This is a genomic window from Raoultella sp. (assembly GCF_039594335.1).
Taxonomy (GTDB): domain Bacteria; phylum Pseudomonadota; class Gammaproteobacteria; order Enterobacterales; family Enterobacteriaceae; genus Klebsiella.
The window spans coordinates 1-5879 of the sequence record NZ_JBCNNS010000197.1; the positions used below are offsets into that span (position 1 = coordinate 1).

The 5879-nt window shown below is 56.2% G+C and carries 5 protein-coding genes; 3 read left to right on the forward strand and 2 right to left on the reverse strand.

Annotated features, from left to right (window positions below; all coding sequences use genetic code 11):
- Positions 1-1052, forward strand: a 1052-nt coding sequence (locus tag ACZAHD_RS21120; protein WP_462458497.1) for an MBL fold metallo-hydrolase, incomplete at its 5' end; no start/stop codon positions are given.
- A 30-nt stretch (positions 1053-1082) separates the two neighbouring features.
- Positions 1083-1424: a RamA family antibiotic efflux transcriptional regulator gene (locus ACZAHD_RS21125; RefSeq protein WP_462458498.1), complete on the forward strand. Its 342-nt coding sequence runs from the start codon at positions 1083-1085 to the stop codon at positions 1422-1424.
- A gap of 37 nt (positions 1425-1461) precedes the next feature.
- Here the strand turns inward: ACZAHD_RS21125 and ACZAHD_RS21130 are convergent, their stop codons facing one another.
- The gene (locus ACZAHD_RS21130; RefSeq protein WP_462458499.1) at positions 1462-3603 is read right to left on the reverse strand and encodes a TonB-dependent siderophore receptor; all 2142 of its coding nucleotides are present in this window, start codon (positions 3601-3603) and stop codon (positions 1462-1464) included.
- Between the two features lie 153 nt (positions 3604-3756).
- Here ACZAHD_RS21130 and ACZAHD_RS21135 point away from each other — a divergent pair, with 153 nt between their 5' ends.
- Entirely contained in the window at positions 3757-5379 is a 1623-nt protein-coding gene (locus tag ACZAHD_RS21135) for an alpha/beta hydrolase-fold protein (protein ID WP_462458500.1), read from the forward strand.
- Here the strand turns inward: ACZAHD_RS21135 and ACZAHD_RS21140 are convergent.
- Positions 5308-5556 carry a DUF1158 domain-containing protein gene (locus ACZAHD_RS21140; protein ID WP_462458501.1) on the reverse strand — a complete coding sequence of 83 codons (249 nt, stop codon included), beginning with the start codon at positions 5554-5556 and terminating at the stop codon, positions 5308-5310. The genes ACZAHD_RS21135 and ACZAHD_RS21140 overlap by 72 nt on opposite strands.
- Between the last annotated feature and the right edge of the window lie 323 nt (positions 5557-5879).

The window sequence follows — 5879 nt, forward strand, 5'->3', positions numbered from 1 at the left end:
CAACAGCTTTGCCGTTTGTCTTAAATGCCGGATTTGGCAGGGCGCCGCAGGGTGCACAGCTCAGTCTGGTGGAACAGTCGCCGCACTATCGCGATGGTCAGTTTCATAATCAGCTTCCCACACCGGGCTTCACCGGGCAGAAAAATATGCTGTCCGCCTGGTGGGAGTTTCTGGTGACTAAACGCGAAAATGCCCGTCCCGCTCAGCCGTTGCCGCTGGTCAATACCGATCTTGCCAGTCTGCCTCTCGGGCAGGATACGATGGTGTGGCTCGGCCACTCCTCCTGGTATTTGCAACTGGCGGGGAAGCGCATTCTGATCGACCCGGTCTTCAGTGACTATGCCGCACCGTTCTCATTTATTAATAAAGCTTTCCCGGGTGACTATCCGTGGCGTGCAGAGCGTATGCCGGAGATAGACCTGCTGATCATTTCGCACGATCACTACGACCATCTGGATTACGCCACCATCAAAGCGTTGATGCCAAAAATTAAGCGCGTGGTGACGCCGCTCGGCGTGGGGTCGCATCTGCGTTACTGGGGCATGGAGAGCGCCATCATCAGCGAAGCGGACTGGAATCAGGCGCTGCCGGTCAGCGACGAGCTCACCGTGCATGTGCTGCCGGCCCGCCATTTCTCCGGTCGTGGGCTGAAGCGTAACCAGACGCTGTGGGCCAGTTTTATGTTCGTCACGCCGCAGCAGAAAATTTACTACAGCGGCGATAGCGGTTACGGCCCGCACTTCAAAGCCATCGGCGAACAGTTTGGTTCCGTGGATCTGGCGATTATGGAGAACGGTCAGTACGACCAGGACTGGAAATACATTCACATGATGCCTGACGAAACCGCCCAGGCTGCCGACGATCTCCGCACGCGTGCGGTGTTGCCGGGGCATGCGGGGCGCTTTGTGCTGGCGAAACACAGCTGGGACGATCCCTATAAGCGGCTGGCTGCTGCCAGCCAGCAAAGACCGTGGCGGTTGTTAACGCCAATGCTTGGCGAGCCGGTTTGGGTTGCCGATAAGACGCAATCATTTACTACCTGGTGGCGATAAATACTGCTTTAATTCAAGAGGAGAGGACTTATGACTATTTCCGCTCAGGTGATTGAGACTATCGTCGGGTGGATTGATGACAATTTACATCAGCCGTTGCGTATTGATGATATTGCTCGTCACTCTGGTTATTCGAAATGGCATCTGCAACGACTCTTTTTGCAGTACAAAGGGGAGAGTCTGGGGCGTTATATCCGCGAACGTAAACTGCGGCTGGCGGCGCGCGATCTGCGCGACACCAATCAGCGGGTTTATGATATCTGCCTGAAATACGGCTTTGATTCGCAGCAGACGTTTACCCGCATTTTCACCCGCACCTTTCATCAGCCGCCGGGCGCCTACCGCAAAGAGAACCACAATCGCGCCCACTGAGGCGCGTCCGCCGGGGAAACCGGCGGACGTTTGCTTTCTACCAGGCGTAGTTTACCGTCATCGTGACCGTACGACCCACGCCATAGAAACAGGCGCTGTCGTTGGCGCACGAGGCAACATATTTCGTGTCGGCGATATTGTTGATATTGAACTGGACTTTCGTCCCTTTCAGGCTTGAGATCATTTCGCCAGGCTCATAGCTGACCATCGCGTCATACAAATCTACCGCCGGTACTTTGAACGTGTTTTTCGCATCGCCGAAGCTGGTGCCGATATAGCGCACGCCAACCCCAGCGGTCAGGTTTTTTAGCGCGCCATTGGGCAAGGTGTAGCTGGTGAACGCCGAGGCCATATGGGTTGGTATGCGCGCCGGGGTTTTCCCTTCGTTGCCGGCGACGGTGGTATTCACGGTTTCCGCATCGATCCAGGTGTATGAAGCAATCAGGTTGAGGTTATCAAAGAACGTGGCGTGCGCTTCGGCCTCCACCCCCTTTGAGCGGACCTTACCGCTGTTCTCATACCATCCCGCCGCGCTGTTCCAGGTGGCAACGTTGCTTTGAGTCAGGTCGTACATCGCCAGAGTCATCAACGCCGTCGGCGTAGGCTGATACTTCATCCCCACTTCCACCTGTTTCCCTTCGCTGGGATCGAACGGAGCGACGCCCGGCGCACGGTTGGTCTGCAGGTTGGGCTCGAAGGAGGTGCTGTAGCTGATATAGGGCGACAGGCCAAAATCAAAGGCGTACAGCAGGCCGGTACGCCAGGTAAACTTGCTGTCGTTTTTCTGGGTGCGACTGCTGTCGGTAAAGTCGGTGGTACGCACTTCCGCCCAGTCATAGCGGCCGGAAAGCAGCAGTTCCCAGTTTTCCAGGCTCAGCTGATCCTGCAGGTAGAGGCCAACCTGATCAAGATTCTGCTGTTCATCGCTGGCGCTACGGAAGGTGCTTTCATCGACCTTCACGCCGTAGACCGGGGCACGCCAGTCGAGATCGTACTGCGAACCGCTGGCGCGACCGAGATACTGCTTATCCTTGCTGGTTTTATAGTCCAGGCCGCCGAGCACGGTGTGCGCCAGTTGGCCGGTCGCGAACTGCGCCTCAAGCTGGTTATCAACGCCGAACTCGTCGGTTTGCCGCTTCTCATGCTGGGCGCGGCGCGAGAGCACAGAGCTGTTGGCTTCACTGCTGGAATAGACCAGATAGCGATATTTCTGCTTTATCGTTCCATAGCGGGCGTTCTGTCGCAGGGTCAGCATGTCGTTGAGCTGATGCTCAAATTCATAACCGATCAGGGTCTGCTCACGCCAGGATTGATCGTAGCTGGGGTCGCTGACGTTAAAGTCGCGCGCAATATAGCTGCCATCGACGCTGTCGACGGTGCCGTAGCGCGGCAGAAAGTTGCGATAACCGGCGTCGGGATCTTTTTGATAGCTGGTCAGCAGCGTGAAGCGGGTAGCATCGTTGGGATACCACGTCAGCGCAGGCGCGATGGCGATGCGCGTCTCTTTATAGTCCTCGACCTGGCTGTTCTGACTGCGGGCGAGACCGTTGAGGCGATAGAGCAGGCGGCCGTCGTCGCTTAACGGGCCACCGACATCAAACGCGCCTTCCGCCAGATTGTCGTTGCCAGTACGGAACTGAATTTCATGCACCGACTGGCTGGTGGGACGCTTACTGGTCATGCTGATAAGCCCGCCGGGGTTGACCTGGCCAAACAGCACCGAGGCCGGGCCGCGTACCAGCTCGACGCGCTCCAGCAGCCACGGATCCAGCGTGCCGGTTTGCGACGAGGCGGTGGCACCATAGCTCAAGCCGTCGAGATATTTAGGGACATAGCTGAAGCCGCGGACGAAGACTTCATCATTACGGTTGGACGATCCGCGATACTCGGTAAATACCCCGGCGCTATAGCGCAGAGCCTGTGACACGGACGCCACGTCCAGAGCCGCCATCTGATCGCGGGTGATGACCGAGACCGACTGCGGGGTCTTCACCAGCCCGGCGGCGGTTTTCGTGGCGGAAAGGGTTTTGGTCGCGACGATACCTTTGACGGGGGCCGTGGGATCTTCGTTACTGCTCGCAGTGACCACCAGCGTTTCCTCCGCCAGTGCCGGTCCTGCGAGCGTCGCCACGGCAAACCCCGTGGCCCAGAGTTTTTTTATCTTATTATATTTAAACATGTTTTCGCTATGTCCTTGGTTGAAATTACCATAATTATCCTTTTCCCCCACCAGAAAAATCTAATGGTCAGAATGAGCGGAGTTGATGTTATTGCAAATCATTCCCATTTGCATTAGCGTTGGTAACAAATTTTTACAGGGATAAATCGGGCGATGAAAATGGCATGGGGTGGTCTGCTGGTGGGCATGAGTGCGCTACCGGCGGTGGCAATGAACTGCGACTCTTCTTCGCGGCAGGGAGAGCTACAGGGAAAATTCGATGCCAGCGGCGAAGTCTGTTTTGAACTACCGACGTTGGGGGAAAACTACGTTTCGGCGACGATTTCCGGGGTAACGGATGCCCGCCTGCTGGATGAAAATCATCGTCGGCTGCACACGCTGCTGGCGGGAGGGCCGCCGGATGGCGAGCAGACGCTGTTGTTCTCCCTGCCGGTGAACCGCGCTTCTGTGCTGGTGTTCCACGGTGAAGAAGGCACCCGCTGGCGTTTCCGCTGGCGGATGAAAGAGACCACCGCGCTGGCGAAAACCCAGGTCCTGGATCCCGTCAGTCCCCGTTTGCAGCAGCTGATGCAGGAGCTGGCGGCGGGCGGTTCCACGGTGAGTTTCTGGCAGGAGCGTGAACAGGAAGGGACGCCGATGGTGGAACCGGTGGATGCAGGACACAAGCGCGTCACCTTCCTGTGGCGCGGGGCGAGCAAAAACGTCTTCCTGTTGGGATCTCCGGCGGGCGATCACGATCCGCTGTTTCGGCTTGGCCATTCTGATGTCTGGTTCCGCAGCTACGTGGTGCCGGCAGATACGTTGATGCAATATAAGCTGGCGCCAGATGTCCCGCAGGTCGACGGCGGCGGACATGAGCAGCGGCGGGCGATTCTGGTCAGCGCTCAGGCCGATCCGCTGAACCCGCACAGTATCAATCGCGCCAGCGATCGCTGGCGCCGCTATTCGCTGCTGGCGCTCAATCCGGCGCGCTACTGCACGGCGCAGCGGAGGGGGCAGCCGCTGCGCTATGGTACCTTGACCCACCATCAGCTGCGCAGCGATTTTTTGCGCAATACCCGGGAAGTGATGATCTACCGCCCGCGCCTGCCGCAGCCTGCGCGCTGGACGCTGATGTTGTTTGATGGCAAAACCTATCAGGATGAATACCGTTTTGCCAACGTGCTGGACAGCCTGATCGCCAGTCATGCGCTGCCGCCGATCAACGTGGTGTTTATTGATAGTCTCGATCACTCGCGCCGGGCGAAAGAGCTGCCGCCCAACCCCTTCTTTGCCGATTTTATGGCCCATGAGCTGCTGCCCTGGCTGCGACGACAGGGGCTGGATGTCATCCGTCAAAAAACCGTTGTCGCCGGCTCCAGCTACGGCGGCCTGGCCGCATCGTGGGTTGCGCTGCGTTATCCGCGGCAGTTTGCCAATGTCCTCAGCCTGTCCGGTTCTTACTGGTGGGCGCCGGAAGGCGAGGAAGCCGGCTGGCTGACGCGCCAGTATCAGCAGTCGCTGCGCTATCCGCTACGTTTCTGGCTCCAGGCGGGCCGGTTTGAGACCTCGGGAGCTGATGGTGGGATTTACAGTAATACTCTCGCGTTTGAACAGGCGTTACGCGATAAGGGCTATCGTGTCAGCTTCCATCCTTCTTCAAGCGGCCATGATTATGCCGCCTGGTGCGAGGCGCTGGTGGCGGGAATGCGTGACTTTACCGGCTTAGCGCTCAAGGGAAAACCAGCGGCGCCAGACCCAACGCAACACCACATATTCAATCGTGCCCAGCGCTAAGAACCACAGACAAAAGAGCAGGGTATAAAACTGGTTGAGATCCATCAGATGGAAGGTATCAACCAGTTTTTGTGCCAGCGTTATCCCAAGGGATGGCGCTGGCAGCAATAAACAAGAGATCAGGGCCAACAATAAAATGCCTGCGGCGGCGATCAGCGTTTCGAGCGGATGTTTCATTACTTGTTAATCATCAGTTAAAAAACATATTGTCCGGTAAAATGACATGCAACGCAATATCCTTTCCTGAGTGATTATTTTACGTCATTGTTCGTAGCGATAATATTATATTTTTATTTCCCCTATTAATATTTTTCGCATTGTTTGTAATTAAATTAATTACACATTAATGTCAATTAAAGTCATTATTAAAGTGTGTATTTTACAAAAGTATAGGTGCTATATCCCACTATAGTAGCAATCATAATAGCCAACAGGATGTACAGTGCCAGGCGGCGCCCTCGGTAGATTCCAAACATAATGAACCTCGTTTAATATATGCT